At 65.0% G+C, this 21,541-nt stretch carries 24 protein-coding genes; 13 read left to right on the top strand and 11 right to left on the bottom strand.

From position 1 onward, the window contains the following. The first annotated feature begins 365 nt into the window (after positions 1-365). From J4P02_RS27990 to J4P02_RS28010, 5 genes are all read left to right on the top strand, one after another. Entirely contained in the window at positions 366-929 is a 564-nt protein-coding gene (locus J4P02_RS27990) for a histidine phosphatase family protein (protein WP_426196529.1), read from the top strand. A gap of 80 nt (positions 930-1,009) precedes the next feature. After that, on the top strand, positions 1,010-1,771 hold the full coding sequence (gene cobF / locus J4P02_RS27995) for a precorrin-6A synthase (deacetylating) (RefSeq protein WP_426196531.1): 762 nt from the start codon (positions 1,010-1,012) through the stop codon (positions 1,769-1,771). A 268-nt stretch (positions 1,772-2,039) separates the two neighbouring features. Next, the gene (locus J4P02_RS28000; RefSeq protein WP_426196533.1) at positions 2,040-2,819 is read left to right on the top strand and encodes an ABC transporter substrate-binding protein; all 780 of its coding nucleotides are present in this window, start codon (positions 2,040-2,042) and stop codon (positions 2,817-2,819) included. A gap of 103 nt (positions 2,820-2,922) precedes the next feature. Further along, entirely contained in the window at positions 2,923-4,035 is a 1,113-nt protein-coding gene (locus J4P02_RS28005) for a succinylglutamate desuccinylase/aspartoacylase family protein (RefSeq protein ID WP_426196535.1), read from the top strand. A gap of 22 nt (positions 4,036-4,057) precedes the next feature. Next, positions 4,058-4,438: a hypothetical protein gene (locus tag J4P02_RS28010; protein ID WP_426196538.1), complete on the top strand. Its 381-nt coding sequence runs from the start codon at positions 4,058-4,060 to the stop codon at positions 4,436-4,438. Positions 4,439-4,452: 14 nt separating this feature from the next. Here J4P02_RS28010 and J4P02_RS28015 read toward each other — a convergent pair whose 3' ends face one another. Then, positions 4,453-5,250 carry a hypothetical protein gene (locus J4P02_RS28015; protein WP_426196540.1) on the bottom strand — a complete coding sequence of 266 codons (798 nt, stop codon included), beginning with the start codon at positions 5,248-5,250 and terminating at the stop codon, positions 4,453-4,455. 130 nt (positions 5,251-5,380) lie between these two features. Between J4P02_RS28015 and J4P02_RS28020 the strand changes: the two genes are divergently transcribed. Then, positions 5,381-6,097 (top strand): alpha/beta hydrolase, encoded by a 717-nt coding sequence (locus J4P02_RS28020; RefSeq protein ID WP_426196542.1) that lies wholly within the window; start codon positions 5,381-5,383, stop codon positions 6,095-6,097. A gap of 13 nt (positions 6,098-6,110) precedes the next feature. Here the strand turns inward: J4P02_RS28020 and J4P02_RS28025 are convergent, their stop codons facing one another. From J4P02_RS28025 to J4P02_RS28035, 3 genes are all read right to left on the bottom strand, one after another. After that, positions 6,111-6,689: a hypothetical protein gene (locus J4P02_RS28025; RefSeq protein ID WP_426196544.1), complete on the bottom strand. Its 579-nt coding sequence runs from the start codon at positions 6,687-6,689 to the stop codon at positions 6,111-6,113. 160 nt (positions 6,690-6,849) lie between these two features. After that, on the bottom strand, positions 6,850-7,764 hold the full coding sequence (locus J4P02_RS28030; RefSeq protein WP_426196546.1) for a DMT family transporter: 915 nt from the start codon (positions 7,762-7,764) through the stop codon (positions 6,850-6,852). Between the two features lie 99 nt (positions 7,765-7,863). Continuing rightward, the gene (locus J4P02_RS28035) at positions 7,864-8,640 is read right to left on the bottom strand and encodes a helix-turn-helix domain-containing protein (RefSeq protein WP_426196548.1); all 777 of its coding nucleotides are present in this window, start codon (positions 8,638-8,640) and stop codon (positions 7,864-7,866) included. A 635-nt stretch (positions 8,641-9,275) separates the two neighbouring features. Between J4P02_RS28035 and J4P02_RS28040 the strand changes: the two genes are divergently transcribed. Next, positions 9,276-9,791, top strand: a complete 516-nt coding sequence (locus tag J4P02_RS28040; RefSeq protein WP_426196550.1) for a chalcone isomerase family protein — start codon at positions 9,276-9,278, stop codon at positions 9,789-9,791. Between the two features lie 111 nt (positions 9,792-9,902). Here J4P02_RS28040 and J4P02_RS28045 read toward each other — a convergent pair whose 3' ends face one another. After that, the gene (locus tag J4P02_RS28045; RefSeq protein WP_426196552.1) at positions 9,903-10,352 is read right to left on the bottom strand and encodes a thiol-disulfide oxidoreductase DCC family protein; all 450 of its coding nucleotides are present in this window, start codon (positions 10,350-10,352) and stop codon (positions 9,903-9,905) included. Positions 10,353-10,509: 157 nt separating this feature from the next. Between J4P02_RS28045 and J4P02_RS28050 the strand changes: the two genes are divergently transcribed. Next, positions 10,510-11,835 carry an Nramp family divalent metal transporter gene (locus J4P02_RS28050; protein WP_426196554.1) on the top strand — a complete coding sequence of 442 codons (1,326 nt, stop codon included), beginning with the start codon at positions 10,510-10,512 and terminating at the stop codon, positions 11,833-11,835. Between the two features lie 122 nt (positions 11,836-11,957). Here J4P02_RS28050 and J4P02_RS28055 read toward each other — a convergent pair whose 3' ends face one another. Continuing rightward, the gene (locus J4P02_RS28055; RefSeq protein WP_426196558.1) at positions 11,958-12,890 is read right to left on the bottom strand and encodes a LysR family transcriptional regulator; all 933 of its coding nucleotides are present in this window, start codon (positions 12,888-12,890) and stop codon (positions 11,958-11,960) included. Positions 12,891-13,081: 191 nt separating this feature from the next. On the opposite strand from J4P02_RS28055, the gene J4P02_RS28060 reads away from it, so the two are divergent. Together J4P02_RS28060 and J4P02_RS28065 are read left to right on the top strand one after the other, a co-directional pair. Continuing rightward, on the top strand, positions 13,082-13,507 hold the full coding sequence (locus J4P02_RS28060; RefSeq protein ID WP_426196660.1) for a DMT family transporter: 426 nt from the start codon (positions 13,082-13,084) through the stop codon (positions 13,505-13,507). 2 nt (positions 13,508-13,509) lie between these two features. Beyond that, a complete protein-coding gene (locus tag J4P02_RS28065; RefSeq protein ID WP_426196560.1) occupies positions 13,510-13,959 on the top strand; it encodes a DMT family transporter in 450 nt (149 codons plus the stop codon). Between the two features lie 19 nt (positions 13,960-13,978). On the opposite strand, the gene glcF is transcribed toward J4P02_RS28065, so the two are convergent. From glcF to J4P02_RS28085, 4 genes are all read right to left on the bottom strand, one after another. After that, a complete protein-coding gene (glcF, locus tag J4P02_RS28070) occupies positions 13,979-15,211 on the bottom strand; it encodes a glycolate oxidase subunit GlcF (protein WP_426196562.1) in 1,233 nt (410 codons plus the stop codon). Between the two features lie 3 nt (positions 15,212-15,214). Next, positions 15,215-16,279, bottom strand: a complete 1,065-nt coding sequence (gene glcE, locus J4P02_RS28075; RefSeq protein ID WP_426196564.1) for a glycolate oxidase subunit GlcE — start codon at positions 16,277-16,279, stop codon at positions 15,215-15,217. Next, positions 16,279-17,778 (bottom strand): glycolate oxidase subunit GlcD, encoded by a 1,500-nt coding sequence (gene glcD / locus J4P02_RS28080; protein ID WP_426196566.1) that lies wholly within the window; start codon positions 17,776-17,778, stop codon positions 16,279-16,281. Before glcD ends, glcE begins: the two co-directional genes overlap by 1 nt. Positions 17,779-17,876: 98 nt before the next feature. Continuing rightward, the gene (locus tag J4P02_RS28085; protein ID WP_025130690.1) at positions 17,877-18,104 is read right to left on the bottom strand and encodes a DUF6555 family protein; all 228 of its coding nucleotides are present in this window, start codon (positions 18,102-18,104) and stop codon (positions 17,877-17,879) included. 214 nt (positions 18,105-18,318) lie between these two features. On the opposite strand from J4P02_RS28085, the gene J4P02_RS28090 reads away from it, so the two are divergent. The 3 genes from J4P02_RS28090 to J4P02_RS28100 all read left to right on the top strand — a co-directional run bounded on the left by J4P02_RS28090 (position 18,319) and on the right by J4P02_RS28100 (position 20,387). Next, positions 18,319-19,095: an AraC family transcriptional regulator gene (locus J4P02_RS28090; protein ID WP_426196569.1), complete on the top strand. Its 777-nt coding sequence runs from the start codon at positions 18,319-18,321 to the stop codon at positions 19,093-19,095. A 130-nt stretch (positions 19,096-19,225) separates the two neighbouring features. Next, entirely contained in the window at positions 19,226-19,399 is a 174-nt protein-coding gene (locus J4P02_RS28095; protein WP_426196571.1) for a DUF1427 family protein, read from the top strand. A 31-nt stretch (positions 19,400-19,430) separates the two neighbouring features. Continuing rightward, complete coding sequence (locus J4P02_RS28100) at positions 19,431-20,387, top strand: quinone oxidoreductase family protein (RefSeq protein ID WP_426196573.1); 957 nt, start codon at positions 19,431-19,433, stop codon at positions 20,385-20,387. A 74-nt stretch (positions 20,388-20,461) separates the two neighbouring features. Here J4P02_RS28100 and J4P02_RS28105 read toward each other — a convergent pair whose 3' ends face one another. Beyond that, entirely contained in the window at positions 20,462-21,490 is a 1,029-nt protein-coding gene (locus J4P02_RS28105; RefSeq protein ID WP_426196575.1) for a purine-nucleoside phosphorylase, read from the bottom strand. Between the last annotated feature and the right edge of the window lie 51 nt (positions 21,491-21,541).

Raw genomic sequence — 21,541 nt, forward strand, 5'->3', positions numbered from 1 at the left:
GCCGGGTTAGCCGCCCCAGGCCATGGATGGCCTGTGGCGGCGGCCCACGGATCAATGCCGGAGTGCGGGCATGCCGAGCCTCAGCGAGGCACCGAGTGGAGGGGCAAGCGTTTTTGGTTCCTTTTTAGGCGACTGTAAAAAGGGACTCGCTGTAAGAGCGAAACCAATAGCCGCAACACCCGCAGAAACGGATATGTACCCAGTCCCTGGGCACCTTCCCAGCACAAGAAAAAAGCCAACCAAAATCAGCTTCCAGAGAAACTTAGACCTTTCAACTAACAGCCACTGCCCACTTCAGAATCCACCTTCTCTACCTCTGCCAGGCAGCGTAGGCTTGCCAACCAACAACCCCAGAGTAAAGCACCGTGCCGGCCACCCACCTGACCCTGATCTGCCACGCCCGCACCGCCGCCCAGAAGCTCGCGCGCCTGCCCCGGGACGAACCCCTGGAACTGGATTGGCAGGCCCAGGCCCTGAGCCGCGCCGGTGAATTCAAGCGCAGCACCCGGGTGCTCTGCGGGCCGGAACTGCGCACCCGCCAGAGCGCCCAGCTGTTCAGTGCCGAACATGAAGTGCAGGACGCCCTGCGCGACTGTGACTTCGGCGCCTGGCAGGGAATGCGCATCAAAGAATTGCAGGAACGCCAGCCCGAGGCGCTGCAGGCCTGGCTCATGGACCCGCAAGTGGCGCCACCGGGAGGCGAGTCGGTGGCCCAGCTGTGCAAGCGGGTAGGGCAGTGGCTGGAGCTGATGGCCGGGCTTCCCGGCCACTGGCTGGCGCTGACCCATCCCTTCGTCATGCGTGCCGCCTTGTTGCAGGTGATGCAGGCACCGCTTGCCAGCTTCAACCTGATCGACATCGAGCCCCTGTCGCGGATCGACCTGAGCCACGCCGGCCGCTGGCGCCTGCGTCTGGATGCTCGCGACTGAAGCGTTGCCCCGAGGCATTTCCCGGCGTGGCCGGGCCCTGCATACTGGTCCCCCGGCAGCGCTATGAGCACCTGAACCCCATGAAAAACCTCCTGGTCATCGGCATCGGCGCCGGCAACCCCGACTACATCACCATTCAGGCGATCAAGGCGCTGAACCGCTGCGATGTGGTGTTTCTCATGGACAAGGGCCCGAGCAAGGACTCGCTGATCGATCTGCGCCGCGAGCTGTGCGAGCGCTATATCAGCGAGCGACCGTTTCGTTTTGTCGAGGCGCAAAACCCCGAGCGCGAGCGGGGCGATGTGGATTACCGGGCCAGTGTGCAGGGCCTGAACCGCGACAAGCAGCAGGTCTTCGAACGGCTGATCAACGAGGAGTTGGCGGACGGTGAAACCGGGGCCTTCCTGGCCTGGGGCGATCCGGCGCTGTACGACAGCACCTTGCGCATCCTGCAAGCGATCCTGGCCAGTGGCGCGGCGCAGTTCGACTACCAGGTGATCCCCGGCATCACCAGCGTCCAGGCCCTGGCGGCCCAGCACAAGGTGCCGCTCAACAGCATCGGCCGCTCAGTGGAGATCACCACCGGCCGGCGCCTGGCGGCAGGGCAGGTGAGCGACGCCGACAGCCTGGTGGTGATGCTCGATGCCGAGGACTCCTATCGGCAGTTACGCGATCAGGACCTGGATATCTACTGGGGCGCCTACCTGGGCACCGCGGATGAAATCCTCATCAGCGGCCGTCTCGACGAGGTTGCCGACGAGATCCGCCGGGTGCGCCTGCAAGCCCGGGCGACCCATGGCTGGATCATGGACACCTACCTGCTGCGCAAACCCCAGGACTGAACCCCATTGCCTGTAGGAGCGGGCTTGCCCGCGAAAGCGCCGGCATCGACACCAGCGCACTTGCAGTGCGGCCTGGGCGCTTTTTCAATGGCCCATGCACCGGTTCGGGGCATGCACCCTGACCCTTGAATGGGCTTGTATTTTTCTATAAGTATTTGTCGCATAAACACAATTTGCATCCCGGGAGCCGCTCTAGACTGCTGGCCACTTCGATTTGCCCAAAATCGAAACCAGCCAATATAAAAGCCTCCGTCTCCTGGAGTTATAAATGAACAAGTTTGTGCTGTTTGGTGCTCTGGCACTGTCGCTGTTTTCCTTTACCGCTTCGGCCGACGAGGCCAAGCCGATCCGCATTGGTATCGAAGCCGGCTACCCACCTTTCTCGATGAAGACCCCCGACGGCAAGCTCACCGGCTTCGACGTCGACCTGGGCAACGCCCTGTGCGAGCAGATGCAGGCCAAGTGCACCTGGGTCGAGCAGGAGTTCGACGGTCTGATCCCGGCGCTCAAGGTGAAGAAGATCGACGCCATCCTGTCGTCCATGACCATCACCGACGACCGCAAGAAAAACGTCGATTTCACCATCAAGTACTACCACACCCCCGCGCGCTTCGTGATGAAGGCCGGCACCACCATCAAGGACCCGCTGACCGAGCTCAAGGGCAAGAAGGTCGGTGTGCTGCGCGCCAGTACCCACGACCGTTTCGCCACCGAAGTGCTGGTGCCGGCCGGCATCGACCTGGTGCGCTACGGCTCGCAGCAGGAAGCCAACCTGGACATGGTTTCCGGGCGTATCGACGCGCTGCTGGCGGACTCGGTCAACCTTGACGACGGTTTCCTCAAGACCGACGCCGGCAAGGGCTTTGCCTTCGTCGGTCCCGAGTACAACGATCCGAAGTACTTCGGTGGCGGCGCCGGCATTGCCGTGCGCAAGGGCGACAAGGAGCTGGCGGAGAAATTCAACACCGCCATCACCGAGATCCGCGCCAACGGCAAGTACAAGCAAGTGCAGGACAAGTACTTCAACTTCGACGTCTACGGCGAGTAAGCCGCTGGCGTGAAAAAAGGTGGCGCCCGCGGTTCGGGCGCCACCTTTTTTATGCGCCGCTGTTTTATTCTGCGCCACGCCTTTTCGATCCCCTGGAGCTGCCATGCAACGCATCGACCATTCCCTGCCCTGGGGCCACTTGGGCACCTCGCGCCAGCTCAGCGTATTTCGCTTCGGCAGCGGCCCGCGCAAGGTGTATATCCAGGCCAGCCTGCACGCCGACGAACTGCCGGGCATGCGCACTGCCTGGGAACTCAAGCAGCGCCTGGCCGAGCTGGAGCAGCAGGGGCGCCTGCAAGGGGTGATCGAACTGGTGCCGGTGGCCAACCCCATCGGTCTCGACCAGCAGGTGCAAGGCAGTCACCTGGGGCGTTTCGAGCTGGGCAGCGGCAAGAATTTCAACCGTTCCTTCGTCGAGCTCAGTGGCCCGGTGGGCGACCTGATCGGCAAGCAGCTGGGGGCGGATGCGGCGGCCAATATCAGCCTGATCCGCCGCAGCATGCTCAAGGTGCTGGACGATCTGCCAGCCCCCGCTTCGCAGCTGGAGGCCCTGCATCGCCTGCTGCTGCGCCACGCCTGCGACGCCGATATCACCCTCGACCTGCACTGTGATTTCGATGCGGCGATCCATCTCTACGCCTTGCCCCAGCACTGGCCCCAGTGGCAGCCCCTGGCGGCACGGTTGAAGGCCGGGGTGGCGCTGCTGTGCGAGGATTCGGGCGGCAGTTCCTTCGATGAATCCTGTTCCGCGCCCTGGCTGCGCCTGGCCCGGGATTTCCCCCGGGCCGCCATTCCCCTGGCCAACCTGGCCACCACCCTGGAGCTGGGCAGCATGGGCGACACCCGGGTGGATCAGGCCCAGGCCAACTGCGAGGCGATCCTCGGCTTCCTCGCCGAGCGGGGGCTGATCAGCGGTCAGTGGCCGGCGGTCCCGGATACCTGCTGCGAAGGCATGCCCTTCGAAGGCACCGAATACCTGTTCGCCCCGCACCACGGGGTGGTGAGTTTCCTGCGTGAAGCCGGGGACTGGGTGGAGCGCGGCGATGCCCTGTTCGAAGTGGTGGACCCGCTCAACGACCGGCTCAGCACCGTACGCGCCGGTACCAGTGGCGTGCTCTTCGCCCTGGATCGCGGGCGCTACACCCAGCCAGGCATCTGGCTGGCCAAGGTGGCCGGGCGCGAAGTGATTCGCGAAGGCAAGTTGATCAACGATTGAACCCTGGCCGGCGTTGGTAAGCATGAGCCGAGTTTCCCAGAGCATCCGCCTGCTGTTCGCCCTGTGCCTGCTGGCGGCGACCTTCAACCACCTGCGCGCGGCCTTCGAGCATGGCTTGCTCTGGGACTATGGCTATGGCGTCGACACGCCCCTGGCCAGCCGCGCCTTCTGGGGCTCGCTGACCCTGTTCGATCCGCTGGCGGCGCTGCTGCTGTGGCGGCACCCGCGCTGGGGCCTGCTGCTGACCCTGGCGATCATCCTGCTGGACGTGCTGCACAACAGCTTCTATGTGGCTGCCCATGACCAGTGGCTGGCAAGCTTCTACCTGTCCCAGGTGGGCTTCCTGCTGCTGGTATTGCTGTTGCTGCCCCTGGCCTGGCGCGGGCTGTCGGCGAGAAGCTGAGTTCGAGCGCCGGGTCAGGGCGCCTTTTTCTCCATGGCGTCGAACAGGCTCCCCAGGCTGATGGGGTCGAGGCAATCCGGAGCCTGGTCGCGGGCCTTCTGGAAATAGCCCCGGGCTGCGGGCTTCTCGACATCGCCCTTGATCGCCAGCAGGTAGTAAGCGTCGGCGCGGAACTGCTGCAGGCTCAGTTGCACCGGGGTGTAGAGCTCTTTCAGGGTGGCCAGCGGCCGCTTGCGATCGACCTCGGGCATCTTCCATGGCTTGAAGCAGAAGGAGTTGAGGGCCGGCAACGGGTAGTGCTCCGCATACGGATCTGGCCGCTCCAGGGCCTTGAGCAGTTGCGCCTGCAGGCGCAGCAGTTCGGGGTCATCGAACTTGAAGCGTTGGAACGCCGTTTCGCAGTCACGCAACTGCAGCACGGCGGCCGCCAGCAGGCCCTGATCCGCAGCGCTCTGGTACAGCGTGCAGGCCTTGTTGTGTTGCGCGCTGTAGTCATGGCCGGGCAAGGTCTTGCGGCCTTCCTCGATGTTCGCCAACAGGTAGCTGGCGACCCCATGCCCGCCGTCGCTGGCCTTGCGCAACTGGTTCTCGTAGACCTCTGCTTTCTGTGCCGCTTGCTGCATGGCCTCGACCAACACCTGTCGATCCGCCGATTGCTGTTCCTGCTCGAGCAATTGCTCAAGCCGTTGCAGGTTGTCCTCGTTCATGTGCAGGGCGTTCTGGAAGGCGGCCTCGGCTTCGGCACTGGGCGCAGCCTGCAGCGCAGTGCACAGGCCAAGGCCGAACAACAGGGGTAAAAGATGCCGCTTCAATGACGTTTCCTCCTTGAGTGGTCGCGCAGGATACGGGGCATAAAGGCAATAGGCCAGTATCTGGGTGATTATCCTTCGGGCCGGGCGATGCTAGGCTCTGGCGATCTTTTTTACCCTCAAGGAACCCCACATGATTCGCTACCTGGCGCTGTTGGCGCTGTTGGCCGCGCCTTTGGCCCACGCCGACAACAGCCTCCATCACGACCTGCCGCTGCCCTATCTGGAGCAGGCCCCGCGCGACACCCGCAACCAGCCGCTGGTGATCTTCCTGCATGGCTATGGCAGCAACGAGGCCGACCTGTTCGGCCTGCGCGAGGGCTTGCCGGCGGGCTACACCTACCTCTCGGCGCGGGCGCCGCAGACCCTGGAGGAAGACAGCTTCCAGTGGTTCCAGCGCAAGGGCCAGGGCCCCTATGACGGGGTGACCGAGGAGCTGGCCAGCAGCGCCGAACTGATCGGAGAGTTCATCCGTGCGGCGCAGGCCAAGTACCACACCCAGGCGGACAAGGTGGTGCTGGTGGGCTTTAGCCAGGGCGCGGTGATGGCTTATGAAGTGGGCCTGCGCCAGCCGCAGTCGGTGCGGGGGATTGCCGCCCTGAGCGGGAAGATCCTGCCGCTGTTGGCCGGGCAGGTGCAGAGCAGCCCGGCGCTGCAACGGCTGGGGATCTTCATTGGCCATGGCACCCTCGATCAGCGCCTGCCCTACAGCGATGCCGAGGCGGCCAACCGCCTGCTGCGGAGGTTGGCCCTGGCGCCCCAGTTCCATGCCTACCCGGGCATGGGCCACAGCATCAGCCAGGTGGAAATCGACGACCTGAAGCGCTGGCTGCAGGGGCTCGAACCCTGAGCCGGCAACGGCCTCACTGACCGAGAATCTGCTTCATCAGCGCGGCGTGGCCGGCCTTGTCGGCGGCCCGGGAAATCACCTGGATCACCGCCATGCGCGAGCCGGAACCGGCGATCAGGGTCGAGTTCAGGGTCTGGCCGCCGCCCTGGGTGGCGGTGCTGTCGACCTGGCGCACGCCGAGGCCCTTGAGGGTCAGGCTTTTTTCGCTCTGCTTGCTGAAGTCCGGCAGGGCTGCGGCCTGTTGCGAGAGAAACCCGCTGACCGCCGCATCGAGAAAGGCCCCGTCGTTGTCCTTGACCTGGGCGCCATTGGGAATGGTGTTCTGCGCGGCGATCACCACGGTGCGGGTGCTGGCATTGGAATACAGGGTGCCGCTGGCGCCACCGGTGCCCTTGGCCTCATCGCCGGCCGGCAGGGCGGAGGCACTGAAGCCCTTGGGCAGGGTAAAGCTCAGCTTGCCGTCGAGCATCGACACCTTCTCCCCCGGCGCCTGTTTGGCCGTGGCTTTGCCGGCGGCACTGGCGTTCAAGGCGCCGAGGCCCGCGACGGCGGCGAACACCAGGATCAGGGCTTTTTTCGCGAAGGATGACATGGGCAATCTCCAGGCATGGAATCAAGGGCGCGCATCATCCCATGGCCGTCCCGGGCGCCTCCAGAGGGATTTTTTGCTACGGACCAGTGGCCGTTTCTACCCGGTTGCGCGGGGGCCTGCTCAACTGCATTTTTCTGGAGTTCCTTACAGACGATAAATTTCAGTGGCGAGATTTGTGCTGCTGTGAAGTCGCGATGACCGCCCCGGTAATGATGAGCAGCGCAGGTACGAGCAAGATGGGGCTGGCATCGGTCTGGCCAACCAGGATCAACAACAGCGTCGAGAACAAGGGTGCGAGATAGGAAAGGGCGCCGAGGCTTGCCAGGTTGCCGTGCTTGGTGGCGTGATCCCAGGCGAAAAACGCCAGGCCGACCGGACCAAGACCAAGGGCGATAATGGCAACCCATTGGCCTGTATCAGGGCGAACAGTGGTTTCGAAGGCCAGATGACCGATGAGCCCGGCAACTGCCACCAAACCGCATATGCCCCCGATAATGCTGCTGGGTACGTTATTGAACCGTCGATTGATTACCGAGTAGCTGGACCACACCAATGCGCAGAGCAAGGCTGCTGCATAGCCGGCAAGCGGCATGGCGCCAACGCTGTTTTGTGACCGCAGTTGCATGATGAACGCGGTGCCAGCGAGTCCGAGGATCGCCCCCAGCAGTTGCCGTCGGTGTAGCGTTTGGCCTCCTGTCATGCTTGCCAGAAGTACGATCAACAGCGGCCAAAGGTAGGCAATCAGGCTGGCTTCGGCTGGGGGGGCGGCTTTGAGTGCGAAAAAATACAGCGCGTGATAGGAAAAGATGCCCAGAAATCCTGTCGCCCAGACATTCCAGGGCTGACGCCAACCGCGAAATCCCTCCGCACCACGTAGACCGAGAATGCCCAGGCTGGCTAGAAATGCCACGGCGAAGCTCAAAGCCAGTAATTCGAAGGGTGGGATGCCCGAAGTAAAGCTGGTGAGCAATGCCAGGCAGGACCAGAGAAATACCGCAATCACTCCGATGACTGTGGCTGAACCTACTGTCTGGGTGGTCTGGCTGGTACTGGAAGGTGTTGTCGTTTGAGTCATGAGCCCGTCCGATGAGCATTTCGCAACGGGGATGGTAGAGAGTCCGATTAATTCGGTATTGGTATTTGCTGCTGGATCTTTGTTCCAGACTGCATGTTTTCAGCCGGCTCTGGAGATTTTTCTGGCGAATGCTGGGGTCAAGTCGTGGCTTTTCTTTAATGCATGGTTCAAGGCGCTCTGGTCGGAGTAACCCACCCGGTGGGCAATCTCGGCGATCGACAGTTGAGTATCGCGCAGCAAGTCCATCGCCAGGTTCAAGCGCAAACGGGTCACATGAGCAAAAGGAGTGGTTCTCAAGTGCTGCTCGAACACAACATACAAGCGTCGTTCGCTGGTGCCTGAGACTCGGGCGATCTCTGAGACGGTCAGATGCTTCTCGAGATTGTTCTCTATATAGGTAAGCGCTCTGGCAAGGGTGAACTGTCCATGGTCGGGTGTGTTGTTGTGAGGTAGTACCAGGGACGACATCAACAAGGTGCTCCAGGATTGCGCCACCTCTGAAGAGCCAGTCAGCAATGCTGCGCTGTGTGTCGCGTAGTCAAGCAAATGGCGGATTTCGGGACGTACCGGGAAGAAGCTTCTTTCATTGAGTTTCTTGATGGTTTCAGCTTCAGTTTTTTGCATGCCGGTAGAGGGAAGCGGTACATCAAGAACCAGGAAGGTATTGGAAGTCTTGGCGGAAAACGCGTGAGGGGTTCCGGCTGGAATGATCACGCCTTGGTTCCAGTCGACTTTACCGCCACGGCCGTCGACTTCGATGTCCATTGAGCCTGTTTGGGGCAAGACTATTTGGTGGTAGTCGTGAGCATGCAGTTCGACCTCTCCTGAGTAGGACCGAAGGGCCAGCGAAGCCTTCTGTGTGTCTGTATTGCTCATCAGACTCTTCCCTAGGCTTTGTGCGAAAAGCCTTGATACTCGGTGATGCAGCGTTGAAAACGGTCTCGGAATGCTCATTTACAACTCGTAAACTCCGCTTCCTCGACCGTTTTTGCCTTGCCTGACCTTCGTCTCAAAACTTTTCGTACAGAGCCTAAGACCAAGGAGGCATGATGCATGAGTGACTCAAGCCGGCGCCAGTACCCCGATATCAGGCGAACGCAGACATTTTTGCACTGCTCTAGCCTGTCATCTAGCAGTCAGACCTGCTCAACCCCAGCGCCGGCTGGCGAGAGCGATCAGCCAGAGGAAGACAGGCACGGTCGACCGTTCCAACAGCAGCATGGGCAGGCTCGGCGATGAACGGTAGGTCACGCTGGCATCCCAATGGCTTTTTCGCGCGTAAGAATGGGCGAGGGCGGGAGAGGTCAGCGGCGGCTGGCACCTTGACACGCTGCAATGGGGCGGCACGGAAACCGGGCGCTGGGGAGTGCCTGCGGGTCTGTGGCTCGCCCCGCCTTTACGGACCTGGGGCCAGGCCCCGATACGGGGCCGGGCCAGTTCTGCGGTCGGCTGCCTCAGGTCCCCTTTTTTCATCGGCCAGTGCTGCGCTGGCCTGGCTGGAGAGGCACGGCATGACAGCGATAGGGCGTTACCTGGCTTGCGCCCTGCTGTTGTTCTGCGGCGCAGCCCATGCCGATTGGCGGGACGCGGTGCCCGAGGCCCGGATGCTGGGTTCGGGGCAGTTCAGCTGGTTTGGTTTCAAGGTCTATGACGCGCGGTTGTGGAGCCCGCAGCGGCCCCTGGCGGCGGACCAGCCGTTTGCCCTGGAGCTGACCTATCAGCGGCGCATCAGCCGCGACGAACTGGTGCAGGCCAGCCTCGACGAGATCAAGCGCTTGTATGGCGCAGGGGTCAGCGCCGCCCAGCTGGCGGACTGGCGGCAGCAGATGCAGCAGTCCTTTGTCGATGTGACGCCGGGGCAGCGGATTACCGGTGTTTACCTGCCCGGGCGCGGGGCGCAGTTCTTCGTCGACCAGCGCTTGCAGCACACTGTGGCGGACAGCGCCTTTGCCCAGGCATTTTTTGCCATTTGGCTGGACCCGCGCACCCGCAATCCGCAGTTGCGTGCACAGCTGTTGGGCCAGTAGGAGCCGGCTTGCCGGCGAAGAGGCCCTTGAGTCGGGTGCAAGCCTTGCCGACGCCTTCGCTGGCAAGCGGAACGCCGCCCGGCCAGCTCCTAGGGGTGAAGGGGCCTGCGGTTACGGGTTGTCGAGAAAACGCCCCTGATGGTCGGGGCTGGGTAGCAGGCAGACGTCGTAACGGCCGAACAGGCGATAACGATGGCGCGCGATCAGATCGTAGCCCCAATCCCGCAGCGGCCGCGGAACCCAGCGCAGCAGGCGCAGGCAGCACCAGGGCGCGGGCAACTGCGCCATCAGGCGAATAAAGGCGTCGGAGCGCTGGGACGGGCGCTGGCCCTCGATCAGCACCACGCTGTCGAACCGGTTCAAGGGCAAGCCGAACCAGGCCAGCAGCGCCTGGCCCTGGGGCGACTGCACCGAGGCCAGTTTGATCTTGCGTTCGCTGTCGTGGCGAATCACGAAGCGCACCGAGGCATTGCACAGCTTGCACACCCCATCGAACAGCAGCACCCGGTCGCCGGGTTGCAGGAAAGGGGGCTGGGTGTCGCGTGTCGTGGAGCAGTTCACAAGGCAATCCGGGAATGGCGATCGAGGCCCGGAATGGGCTTCGACAGGGTCTGGAATCTTCGCAGCATACTCGCCTTGGCCGGGAAAATTCAGGCTTGGGCCTCTGCGCCGAAACCTCTAAGCTGGGCTCCTGCGCCCATTCGCCCTCGGATCCTTCGTGAAATTCAGCCTGCCAAAAACCGCCACTGCGCCCTTCTGTCCGCCGGAGGTGGCGGGTACGGTCACCGTCGATCCCCGCGCTTCGCTGTTCCAGCGGCTGCTGCGTTTCGCCGGCCCGGGGTTGCTGATATCCATCGGCTACATGGACCCGGGCAACTGGGCCACGGCCATCGAGGCCGGCTCGCGCTATGGCTACAGCCTGCTGTTCGTGGTGCTGCTGGCGAGCCTGGCGGGCATGGCGGTGCAGTGCCTGTGCTCGCGCCTGGGCATCGCCACCGGACGAGATCTGGCCCAGCTCTGCCGCGAACGCTACAGCACCCGCTCGGCGCGAACCCAGTGGCTGCTGGCGGAAGTCTCGATCATCGCCACCGACCTTGCCGAGGTGCTGGGCTGCGCCCTGGCTTTCCACCTGCTGCTGGGGGTGTCGCTGAGTACCGGGATTGTCATCACCGCCTTCGACACCTTGCTGGTGCTGGCCCTGCAGAACCGCGGCTTTCGCCGGCTGGAGGCGATCATGCTGGCGCTGGTGGCGACCATCGGCGTGTGTTTCTTTATCGAGCTGTTGCTGATCAAACCCTACTGGCCGGAGGTGGCCCGGGGCTTTGTGCCTTCGCTCTCGGCCATCAACGACGCCGCGCCGCTGTACCTGGCGATCGGCATTCTCGGTGCCACGGTGATGCCGCATAACCTGTACCTGCACACCTCCATCGTGCAGACCCGGCTGGTGGGCCGGGACCACGCCAGCCGCGCCGATGCCATCAAGCTGGCGCGCATCGACACCATCGGCTCCCTGGCTTTGGCGCTGCTGGTGAACGCGGCGATCCTGATCCTCGCCGCCGCGGCCTTCCACAACAGCGGCCACAGCGATGTGGTGGAAATCCAGGACGCCTACCACCTGCTCGACCCGCTGGTGGGCGGGGCCCTGGCCAGTGTGCTGTTCGGCGTGGCCTTGCTGGCCTCAGGGCAGAGTTCGACCTTCACCGGGACCATTGCCGGCCAGGTGATCATGGAGGGCTACCTGAACCTGCGGATTCCCTGCTGGCAGCGGCGCCTGATCACCCGCGGCCTGGCCTTGATCCCGGCGTTTATCGGCGTCTGGCTGCTGGGCGATGGCGCGGTGGGCAAACTGCTGGTGTTGAGCCAGGTGGTGCTCAGCCTGCAACTGCCATTCGCTCTGTACCCGCTGATCCGCATGACCGGCGACCGACGCCTGATGGGCGAGTTCGTCAACCGCTGGCCGACCCGGGTACTGGCCTGGAGCCTGTTTGCCCTGATCAGCGCGGCCAATGCCTGGCTTCTAGTGGAAGCAGCGGCAAGCTTCTAGCGACAAGCGACAAGCCAGAGCCGCCCGTTGGAGGCAGCTGCAAGCTTCTAGCGGCAAGCCGCAAGCCAGAGCCATCCGCGCAAGGCTTTGAGCTTGCAGCTTGCAGCTTGCCGCTGCTCACGCTAGCGATCCCAGTAAGGCACCGGGCCGAATTTTTCGACGAAGAAGTCGATCACCGTGCGCACTTTCAGTGACAGCCGGCGGCTGCCGGGCCACAGGGCGGCGATCTGCTGCGGTTCGAGGCTGGTGGCCACCTCGTAGTCCTCGAACAGCGCCACCAGCCGGCTCTGGTGCAGGGCCTCGCCAATCAGCCAGGAGGGGAACAGCACCAGCCCCAGGCCCTGTTCGGCGGCCTGGGTCAGGGTGTCGGCGTGGTTGCCGGTGAGCGGGCCCTTGACGCTGTAGGGACTCCACTGTTCAGCGCCCTGGCGGAAGAACCAGCGCTGCTGGCCGCTTTCGCCCTTGTAGGCCAGGCACTGGTGCTGGTGCAGCTGCTCCGGGTGGCGCGGGGTGCCGTGGCGGGCCAGGTAGGCTGGGCTGGCCGCCACCCGGTAGCGCTGCGGGGCCAGCAGGCGCGCCTGCATCGAGGAATCTTCGAGAATGCCGATGCGAAACAGCAGGTCGGTGCCGTCCTGCAAGGGGTCGATGTAGTTGTCGGTTTGCTGGATATCCAGTTGCAGCTTCGGGTAGCGGCCATGCAATTCACCGAGCCAGGGCGACAGGTGACGCTGGCCGAACACCACCGGGGCATTGATCCGCACCAGCCCGGTGGGTTCGTCCTGCTGTTCCTGCAGCGCCTGTTCGGCTTCCTCCCACTGCGCCAGCACCCGCCGCGCATGCTGCCCCAGCAGGCGGCCGGCCTCGGTGGGGCTCACCGCCCGGGTATGGCGATAGAGCAATTGCTGGCCCAGGGCCTGTTCCAGCAGCTGGATCTGCCGCGAGATCGAGGAGGGCGCCAGCCCTTCGCGGCGGGCCACGGCGGAAAAACTGCCCTGGTCGAGCACTGCGATATACAGGCGCAGGGCCTTGAAACCGAGGTCGTTGAAACCTTGCATGGGACATCCTTGCTGTGCGTTCTGCGCAAAAGTGTTGTCTGCATGCTGGCATTTATCGCAAAGCATCGGCAATCGATAATGCCCGCCATTCCTTGATGCCGAACAGGTGCCCCATGTCTTTCGATGCTTTGACTCCCGCGCTGCCGACCCCGGCGGCGCACCCAGAACCGCGCGCTGGCTGGCAGCGCCTGATGCTGTTGCCACTGGTGATCCTGGCGGGCATGGGCCTGTCGGTGGAGGCCGGCCTGCTGGGCCCGCTGGGAGCCCAGGTGGGGCATCTGTGGGCGACCCTGAGCATCTTCGGCGTGGGTACCGCGCTGCTGTTGCTATTGCTGTTGTTCAGCGGCCCGCAGCCGGGCCCGGCCTTCAGCCAGCTGCCGCGCTGGCAACTGCTGGGCGGGGTGCTGGGGCCGATCTACGTGGTGGTGCTGACCCTGGCCACACCCCATATCGGCGTGGCCATGACCATGATCGCGATCCTTTCCGGGCAGGTGGGCAAAAGCGTGCTGATCGATCATTACGGCTGGTTCGGCAGTGTTCGCAAGCCGGTCAACGGCGAACGCTGGCTGGCCCTGGTGCTGATCGTGCTGGCCCTGATCCTGATTGCCCGAGGTTGAAGATGAACCTGATTCTATTGCTGGTCGTGGTGGTGGCCGCCGGTGCGCTGCTCAGTGTGCAGGCGGCGATCAATGGTCGCCTGGGGGAAGGTGTGGGGGTACTGCGCAGCAGCCTGCTGACCTTTGCCGTGGGCGCCCTGATCACCGGGTTGCTGATTGTGTTTTTCCAGCCGCCCCAGGCCATGAGCCTGCTGCAGGCGCCGAAATGGCAGCTCTGCGGTGCGCTGTTCGGGGTGTGCTACATGCTGGTGATGGTGGGCGCGGTGCCTCGGGTCGGTACTGCGGTGGCCACGGTGGCGGTGATTCTCGGGCAGTTGGGCATGGGCCTGCTGATCGACAACTTCGGCTGGTTCGGCAACCCGGCCATCGAACTGTCCGGCAGCCGCCTGCTGGCGATGGCGTGCCTGGCCCTGGCACTGCTGTTCATGTACCGCAGCAAAGCGGCGACTTAGCAGTCGCAAGTTCCAAGTTTCAAGCTTGCCGCTTGGAGCTTGCCGCTGACTCCACTGCTTCTATCCAGTGCCGCACCGGGGTGCGGCCGGCGCTGTCGAGGTGGATCTGGCAGCCGATATTGGCGGTGACGATCAGCTCCGGTTGGCCGCTTTCCAGGGCCTGCAGCTTGGCGTCTCGCAGTTGCCGTGCCAACTCCGGTTGGGTCAGTGAGTAGGTGCCCGCTGAGCCGCAGCACAGGTGGCTGTCGGGCACCGTGGTGAGCTGGAAGCCCAGGCCTTGCAACAGGCTTTCCACGGCGCCGCCGAGTTTCTGCGCGTGCTGCAGGGTGCAGGGGCAGTGGAACGCCAGGCGCTGTTGGCCATGGACGCCGAGCTGTTCCAGGGGTTCGTCGCGCAGCACTTCCACCAGGTCCCGGGCCAGGGCGCTGACCTGCCGGGCCTTGGCGGCATATTGCGGATCGTCCGCCAGCAGGTGCCCATAGTCCTTGATAAAGGCGCCACAGCCGCTGGCGGTCTGGACTATGGCTTCGGCGCCTTGTTGCAGGTGCGGCCACCAGGCGTCGATATTGCGCCGGGCGCGTTGCAGGCCGGCCTCCTGGGCGTTCAAGTGGTAGTCCACGGCGCCGCAGCAGCCGGCCTCGGGCACCGGTTGCAGGCTGATGCCCAGGCGATCCAGCACCCGCGTCGCTGCGGCATGGGTATTGGGCGACAGGCCCTGCTGCACGCAGCCTTCGAACAGCAGCACCCGCCGTGCGTGGCGCAGGGCCGGCAGTGGCGTGGCCTTGGGCACCTGGCGCGGCAGCTTATGCTGCAGGGCTTGCGGCAGCAGCGGGCGCAAACGACTGCCGCCCTTGATCAGGGCCTTGAACAGCTGCGGGTTGGCGCTCAGCGCTCGCAATCCCTGGCGCAGCAATTGCTGGCCGGCGGGCCGGGGCACGGCGGCATCCACCACGGCGCGGCCGATATCCAGCAGGTTGTGGTAGTCGACCCCGGACGGGCAGGTGGTCTCGCAGTTGCGGCACGACAGGCAGCGGTCCAGGTGCATCTGTGTGAGCGCGGTGGCCGGGGCGCCTTCGAGCACCTGCTTGATCAGGTAGATGCGCCCCCGCGGGCCGTCCAGTTCGTCGCCCAGCAATTGGTAGGTGGGGCAGGTGGCGTTGCAGAAGCCGCAGTGCACGCAACTGCGCAGGATGCGCTCGGCCTCGGCGGCCCGGGGCAGTTGCCGGGCCTCGGCGCTGAGGGTGGTCTGCATGGTCTAGAGCTCCGCGTAGAGTCGGCCGGGGTTGAAGATCCCTTGCGGGTCCAGCTGCGCCTTGAGGCGCTGGTGGTAGTGCAGCAGGGTCGGCGCCAGAGGGTGAAAGGGGCTGTCGTGCAGGCCATGGCTGTAGCAGCTGGCGTGACCACCGACGGCGCTGACGGCGGCGCGGATCTCTGCCGCCGCGGCATCGGTCTTCAGCCAGCGCTGGGCGCCGCCCCAATCCAGCAGTTGTTCGCCGGGCAGTGCCAATAGCGGCGTGTTGTGGGGCACCGACAGCCGCCACAGCGGCAGGCCAGGATTGAAGAACTCCAGCTGCTGTTCGTTGAGCCGGCTCCAGTAGCCCGAGTCCAGGGGCTCGCCGCCGAGGCGCTGATGGGCCGCCGTCACCGAGCCTTCACCGCCTTCCAGGCGCAGGTGCAGGCGCTGGCCATCATGGCAGGCGGCACTGATGGGCAAGGGCTGCTGGCCCCATTCGGCCAGCAGGGCCAGGGCGCGCTGGCGGTCCATTTCAAGGCTCAGGCTCAGGCATTGCCGGGGCTTGGGCAGGACCTTCAGCGACACTTCGGTGATCAGCCCCAGGCAGCCGTAGCTGCCGGCCATCAGCCGCGACAGGTCATAACCGGCGACATTCTTCATCACCTGGCCGCCAAAGCGCAGGTGCTCGCCGCTGCCGCTGATGATCCGCGTGCCGAGGACGAAATCCCGCACCGCGCCGGCCCAGGGGCGGCGCGGCCCGGACAGGCCGCTGGCGAGCATGCCGCCCAGGGTCGCGCCGGCGCCGAAGCCTGGCGGTTCGCAGGGCAGCATTTGCCCGGCGGCGTCCAGGGTGGCGTGCAATTCTTGCAGCGGGGTGCCGGCCCGGGCGCTGATCACCAGTTCCGTAGGGTCGTAGCTGAGGATGCCGCGGTGGCTGCGGGTATCGACAATCTCCCCGGCCGTCTCACGGCCGAGAAAGGCCTTGCTGTTGGAGCCCTGGATGCGCAGCGGGGTATTGGCTTGCAGGGCCGCGCGCACCTGCTCCAGCAAGGCCTCGGCGGCATCGAAAGCGCTGGGCGCATTCATCAGAATCGCTCCAGTTCGGGGAAGGGCAACTGCCCGTGATGGACATGCATGGCGCCGAACTCGGCGCAGCGCTGCAAGGTCGGGATGTTCTTGCCCGGGTTGAGCAGGCCGCTGGGGTCGAAGGCCGCCTTGATGGCGTGGAACAGGCTCAGCTCGTGCGGGTTGAACTGGGCGCACATCTGGTTGATTTTCTCCCGGCCCACGCCGTGCTCGCCGGTGATGCTGCCGCCCACCGCCACGCACAGTTCGAGGATCTTGCCCCCCAGGGCCTCGGCCCGTTCCAGCTCGCCGGGCTGGTTGGCGTCGAACAGGATCAGCGGGTGCATGTTGCCGTCGCCGGCATGGAACACATTGGCCACCCGCAGCTGGTGCTGGCCGGCCAGGCGCGCGATGCCCCGCAGCACCCCCGGCAACTGGCGGCGGGGAATGCTGCCGTCCATGCAGTAGTAGTCCGGCGCCAGGCGCCCCACCGCCGGGAAGGCATTCTTGCGCCCGGCCCAGAAGCGCAGGCGCTCGGCTTCGTCCCGGGCCTGGCGTATTTCACTGGCGCCGGCCCGCTCCAGCACCTGGCGCACCCGCTCGCAGTCGTCGTGGACATCGGCTGCCACACCGTCCAGCTCGCACAGCAGGATGGCCTCGGCGCCCACCGGGTAGCCGGCGTGGATAAAGTCCTCGGCGGCACGCAGCGCCAGGTTGTCCATCATCTCCAGGCCAGCGGGGATGATTCCTGCGGCAATGATCTCGGCGACGGCGCGGCCGGCGGCTTCCACCGAGTCGAAGGCCGCCAGCAGCACCTTGGCGATCGGCGGCTTGGGCAGCAGCTTGACCCTGACCTCGGTGATCACCCCCAGCAGGCCTTCGGAACCCGTGAACAGTGCCAGCAGATCGAAGCCCGGCGCGTCCAGGGCATCGCTGCCCAGGGTCATGGGTTCGCCCGCCACGCTGAGCACCTCGACCTTGAGCAGGTTGTGCACGGTCAGGCCATATTTCAGGCAATGCACGCCGCCGGCGTTTTCCGCGACGTTGCCGCCGATGGTGCAGGCTATCTGCGAAGAGGGGTCGGGGGCGTAGTACAAGCCGAAGGGCGCGGCGGCCTGGGAAATCGCCAGGTTGCGTACTCCGGGCTGGAGCCGGGCGCAGCGCGCGGCGGGATCGATCTGCAGGATCTCCTTGAAGCGCGCCATCACCAGCAGCAGGCCCTGGGCCAGGGGCAGGGCACCGCCGGACAGGCCCGTGCCGGCGCCCCGGGCCACCACCGGCACCCGCTGCGCGTGGCAGATCTGCAGAATGCGCTGCACCTGGTCCAGGCGCCGGGGCAGGGCCACCAGCAGCGGCGTGCAGCGGTAGGCGCTGAGGCCATCGCACTCGTAGGGCTTGAGCTGCGGCTCTTGGTCCAGCAATTCCAGGTCTGGCAGCTGTTGGCGCAGGGCCTGGATCAGGGCCTGCTTGTCGACCCTGGGCAGGGCGCCGTCGAGGGCTTCGTCGTGGATCAGGCTCATGGGCAGGACCTGGAGAGCGAGCGCCAAGCTTTTGGCTGCGAATTTTTGGCTGCAAGCTCAAGGCGTGCAGCCGGCCGCTTGCAGCTTAGCTGGTGGTGCTAGACCGATGGGCGCCAGGTGACATTCTCGATGCCGAACTTTTCTGCCATGGGCTTGCTGGTTTTCTTCACCTGTTCGCGACCGAACCGGCCGATCCGACCCACTCCCGCGTCGCAACTGGCCCAGTGCCAGGCCTCGGCGTTGTCCATCTTTTCCTGGCGGATGATGAAGGACTTGGGCGCGCCGTGGAGGGTGTATTCGATGACGAAGAGCTTTGCATTGTTCATAGAGCCGTTATTCCTCCCTGTGGTTCTTGAATGATCCTTGGCGTGTGGAAAAATTCATTTCAATTGGCACCCGGCGGGACCAAGGGTCGTGACGCCGTGCCGGTGCCAGGGCAACCACATATTGCGCTTGGATGAAACAACGAGTTGGCCGCTGTGGCGCCCCTGCCAACGGCATGGTTACCATGGGCGCCCAACTGCCTGCCGCGACCCTGCCATGGCCCTAGCCGCCCCTCCCGACCTGAGCGACACCGCGATACCCGTGCAGCCCCTGGCGCGCACCTACCCGCGCGGGTTGTTTATCGAGCCCCACGAGCACACCTGGGGCCAGTTGCTCTATGCCATGAGCGGGGTGATGTGGGTCGAGACGCCCCACGAGGCGCTGGTGGTGCCGCCCCAGCGAGCGGTGTGGCTGCCGCCAGGAGTGGTGCACGGGATTCGCGTGGTCAGCGATTTGCAGATGCGCAATATCTACCTGCGGCCGTCCCTGGCGGCGACCCTGGATGCCGGGGTGCAGGTGCTGCAGGTGGACAACCTGTTGCGGGAGTTGATCGTGCGCCTGGTGGAGCTCGATCCACCGCAGCCGGAGTATTACGAGGCGCTGGCGGGGTTGGCCCTGCTGGAGTTGCAACGGGCCCGCCGCTGGCAGTTGAAGATCGCCTTGCCGGACGCATCCGACCGGCGTTTGTCGAGCCTGTGCCAGGCGGTGATGGCGGAGCCGTCCCTGGCCATTTCCTTCGAGCAGCATGCCGCCGCGGCGGGGGCCAGCGTGCGCACCCTGGCGCGGCTGTTCAAGGAACAGTTGGGCCTGGGCTTTGCCGAATGGCGACGCCAGGTGCAACTGGCCACCGCTGCCGCGGAGCTGATCCAGGGCGTGCCGGTCAGCCGTATCGCCCGGGAGCTGGGTTATTCCCCCAGCAGCTTCAGCGACATGTTCCGCCGCGAACTGGGGGTGGCGCCGTCCCAGTATGCCGCCGGTGAAGCCTCCGCCTGAGCCGTGTTGCGAGCGCTTTGGCCGAAATCCTGAAGTACTTGACCGACCCCGCGCCGTCCTGCTGCCTAGACTCTGCCCACCGCCACACTGGCCGGGTGCCAACCCACCCGGTTCGCCTCTGGAGCCTTGCATGAATTACCTGATGTCCCTGGCAGTCGGCCTGTTGGCCGGGCTGCTTTACGGCGCCTTGCAGGTGCGTTCCCCGGCGCCGCCGGCCATTGCCCTGGTGGGCCTCTTGGGCATGCTCGGCGGTGAACGGTTGTGGCCCCTGGGGCGACAGTTGCTCAGTGGCTGGCTGTCCTGAATCTCTCTATTTCGACGCGATGGAACTGACGATGAAAGCATTGCAATTTTCCGCCACTGGCGACTTGGCCGCCCTGCAGGTGGTCGAGGTGCCGACCCCGGTGCCGGATGCCGATCAGGTGCTGGTGCGGATCAAGGCCGCGGGCCTCAACCCCAGTGATGTGAAGAACGTTCTCGGGCGGTTTCCCTACACCACGCTGCCGCGGATTCCCGGTCGGGATTTCGCCGGGGTGGTGGAGCAGGGCCCGGCCGAGCTGATCGGCCAGGCAGTCTGGGGTACCGGCAAGGAACTGGGCTTTTTCGCCGATGGCAGCCATGCCCAGTACCTGGTGCTGTCGGCCCGGGGCGTGGCCCACAAGCCCGAGCACCTGAGCTTTGCCCAGGCGGCGAGCCTCGGCGTGCCCTACACCACCGCCTTCGATGCCCTGGAGCGCAGCGGCGTGACCCGCGACAGCCGCTTGCTGGTGATTGGCGGCGGCGCGGTGGCCACGGCGGCCCTGGCCCTGGCCAAGGTGCGCGGGGCCCGGGTGCTGGCAGCGGTGCGCCGGCCAGAGCAGGTGCAGGCGCTGGCAGCCCAGGGGTATCCGACCTTGCACCTGCAGCAGCCGGAAACCCTGGCGGCGCAGGTGGCCGAGCACTATGCCGGCGGCGCTGAAGTGATTTTCGACACCACGGGTTTCTGGCTGCCGGCGGCGGTGCCGGCCCTGGCCACGTTCGGCCGCATCGCGATCATTGCCGCGCCGCTGGACGGCCATGTGCAATTGCCGGCCTTGGCCCTGTACCGCAAGGGCGGCTCGGTGGTGGGGATCAATTCGCTGCTGTATGGCGTAGAGGAGTGCGCGGCGATGCTGGAGCAGTTCGGCCGCTATTTCGATGAAGGCCTGCTGCCGTTGCCGGAAGGTTTGTACGAGTCGCCGCTGGAGGAGGGGTTGGCGCGTTACGCCGAGGTCAACCAGGGGCGTGGCGAGAAGGTCATCCTGATGCCCTGAGCCGTTTTGCTCAGGGGCCCCTTCGCCGGCAAGCCGGCTCCTACGACAACCGGCTTGCCGTTCGGGTGTTGCGATCAGGCTTCGGGCACGCCTTTTTCCCAGGTCGACCAGTGCTTGAGGATGTCTTGCACCAGCGGGTTGCCGGCCCGGTAGAGGTTTTCCAGGGCCGGGATAAAACCGCCCTGATCGGCGTACTTGAGCAGGTTGTCCACTTCGCTGGCACCCGGTGCCGGGCGGTCGAAGTCGGAGCCGGCGCGCACCACCGCCAGGCGCTGGATGTCCACCAGGCCCTCGCGGCTGGCCCGCAGCAGGGCTTCGTAGGTGGAGTTGTCTTCCTGCTGGGTGGTGCAGTAGGTGCCTTTGCCGTCGGTGAGCAGGCGGGTCCAGACTTCGGCCCGTTCACTCAGGCGCGTGCCGGAGAACCAGGTGTTGCCCGCCAGGGTGTCGCAGCGGGTCACCACCGGCGGCTGGTTGGCCGGTGCCTGGGGGTATTTCAAGCGCCAGGCCGCGGATTCCTTGCTCTCGCTGAGGGTTACCTGGTGACTCAGGGCGAAGGCCTTGGCCTGGAGTTTCGGGTTCAGCTCGAAGACTTCGGTCTTGTAGTCCAGGGGCGGCTTTTCGTTGGGGCCCTTGGTGTTGATCCCCAGGTAGCCGGTGGGCCAGTCCTTGGGTGCATCCCGCGAGTCCAGCTCCCACTGGGTGCCGAATTCCACCAGGTAATGGGCCCAGGCAGCGGTGCCGATGGTGCCGTGTTGCGGGCTGATGCCGGCAATCCCGGCGATCAGGAAATAGCTCTTGCGCAGGTCGAATTTCGGCGACAGCGCCAGGGCCAGGGTCGAGGCCGCGGCATTGGTCTGGCCCATGCCGGTGGTCAACAGGCACACGTCCTGGGTATTGCAACGAATGGTCGGATACTCCGCCGACAACCCCGGCACGCGGATCTCGCGCTTGAGCTCCAGGCGCTCGATCCAGTGCTGCGCCTCCGGCGCGAACATGCTGATCAGCACCACCTTGGGCTTGATCGGCGCCTCATTGGCCCAGGCGCCGCTGGCGAGTACAACACTCAAGCCCAGTCCCCATGAAACCTTTTGAATCCCACGCATATAACCTCCATGACTGCCGTTAACCGGCGCTTATCCTGCCTGATCAAGATG

Source organism: Pseudomonas sp. NFXW11 (genome assembly GCF_049887815.1).
GTDB lineage: Bacteria > Pseudomonadota > Gammaproteobacteria > Pseudomonadales > Pseudomonadaceae > Aquipseudomonas.

Bases quoted from the DNA above. Each gene is read 5' to 3' on its own strand.
- cobF (WP_426196531.1), top strand. From the start codon at position 1,010: ATGAAAAACCTCCTGGTCATCGGCATCGGCGCCGGCAACCCCGACTAC.
- J4P02_RS28000 (WP_426196533.1), top strand. From the start codon at position 2,040: ATGAACAAGTTTGTGCTGTTTGGTGCTCTGGCACTGTCGCTGTTTTCC.
- J4P02_RS28005 (WP_426196535.1), top strand. From the start codon at position 2,923: ATGCAACGCATCGACCATTCCCTGCCCTGGGGCCACTTGGGCACCTCG.
- J4P02_RS28010 (WP_426196538.1), top strand. From the start codon at position 4,058: ATGAGCCGAGTTTCCCAGAGCATCCGCCTGCTGTTCGCCCTGTGCCTG.
- J4P02_RS28020 (WP_426196542.1), top strand. From the start codon at position 5,381: ATGATTCGCTACCTGGCGCTGTTGGCGCTGTTGGCCGCGCCTTTGGCC.
- J4P02_RS28025 (WP_426196544.1), bottom strand. From the start codon at position 6,689: ATGTCATCCTTCGCGAAAAAAGCCCTGATCCTGGTGTTCGCCGCCGTC.
- J4P02_RS28030 (WP_426196546.1), bottom strand. From the start codon at position 7,764: ATGACTCAAACGACAACACCTTCCAGTACCAGCCAGACCACCCAGACA.
- J4P02_RS28035 (WP_426196548.1), bottom strand. From the start codon at position 8,640: ATGAGCAATACAGACACACAGAAGGCTTCGCTGGCCCTTCGGTCCTAC.
- J4P02_RS28040 (WP_426196550.1), top strand. From the start codon at position 9,276: ATGACAGCGATAGGGCGTTACCTGGCTTGCGCCCTGCTGTTGTTCTGC.
- J4P02_RS28055 (WP_426196558.1), bottom strand. From the start codon at position 12,890: ATGCAAGGTTTCAACGACCTCGGTTTCAAGGCCCTGCGCCTGTATATC.
- J4P02_RS28060 (WP_426196660.1), top strand. From the start codon at position 13,082: ATGCTGTTGCCACTGGTGATCCTGGCGGGCATGGGCCTGTCGGTGGAG.
- J4P02_RS28065 (WP_426196560.1), top strand. From the start codon at position 13,510: ATGAACCTGATTCTATTGCTGGTCGTGGTGGTGGCCGCCGGTGCGCTG.
- glcF (WP_426196562.1), bottom strand. From the start codon at position 15,211: ATGCAGACCACCCTCAGCGCCGAGGCCCGGCAACTGCCCCGGGCCGCC.
- glcE (WP_426196564.1), bottom strand. From the start codon at position 16,279: ATGAATGCGCCCAGCGCTTTCGATGCCGCCGAGGCCTTGCTGGAGCAG.
- glcD (WP_426196566.1), bottom strand. From the start codon at position 17,778: ATGAGCCTGATCCACGACGAAGCCCTCGACGGCGCCCTGCCCAGGGTC.
- J4P02_RS28085 (WP_025130690.1), bottom strand. From the start codon at position 18,104: ATGAACAATGCAAAGCTCTTCGTCATCGAATACACCCTCCACGGCGCG.
- J4P02_RS28090 (WP_426196569.1), top strand. From the start codon at position 18,319: ATGGCCCTAGCCGCCCCTCCCGACCTGAGCGACACCGCGATACCCGTG.
- J4P02_RS28095 (WP_426196571.1), top strand. From the start codon at position 19,226: ATGAATTACCTGATGTCCCTGGCAGTCGGCCTGTTGGCCGGGCTGCTT.
- J4P02_RS28100 (WP_426196573.1), top strand. From the start codon at position 19,431: ATGAAAGCATTGCAATTTTCCGCCACTGGCGACTTGGCCGCCCTGCAG.
- J4P02_RS28105 (WP_426196575.1), bottom strand. From the start codon at position 21,490: ATGCGTGGGATTCAAAAGGTTTCATGGGGACTGGGCTTGAGTGTTGTA.